This window comes from Serratia sp. HNCC26DJ206 (assembly GCF_057180605.1).
The window spans coordinates 1-459 of record NZ_JBXUGP010000142.1 but is presented as its reverse complement, the minus strand read 5'-3'; the positions used below and the strand labels follow the sequence as shown (position 1 = coordinate 459).

Annotated in this window: 1 pseudogene; it reads left to right on the top strand. The window is 53.6% G+C overall.

Annotated elements, in window-relative coordinates:
• Positions 1-267: pseudogene (locus AC2A1E_RS24320) on the top strand (DUF1120 domain-containing protein); the annotation flags it as partial.
• Positions 268-459: the final 192 nt, after the last annotated feature.

The window sequence follows — 459 nt, the reverse complement described above, 5'->3', positions numbered from 1 at the left end:
ACCATGATTGCGGATGGCGTGAGCGTAGACAGCCTTTCCAGTAGCGACATGGTGACCTGGAGTAAAACCGTAGTAGGTAGCCTGTACGTGGCAAATAGCCCGCGTTATTCCACCTGGGCGGCAACGGGGACCACAACACCGATTGCCTTCACCACCCTGGCGGGCAAGCTGGGCGTTCAGGCCTATATCAACAAAGCCTCTGCTCTGAACCTGACCAAGCCGGTTGTTATGGATGGCCTGACCACGCTTGAGCTGGTGTATCTATAATTACTCTATCAAGCTGCGGTCCCTCCCCAGCTGTTGATCCGTGTTCCGAGACGGTCTGTAAATCAGGGGCTACCTTGGCCCCTGATTTTACTCTTCCCCTGCGATTAAGCTGAAAGGTGAAAAATCATGACTTATCCCTCTCTTTTCAAAACCAGTGCTATTGCCCTGCTGTTGGCCTCTGTGGGTGCCCAG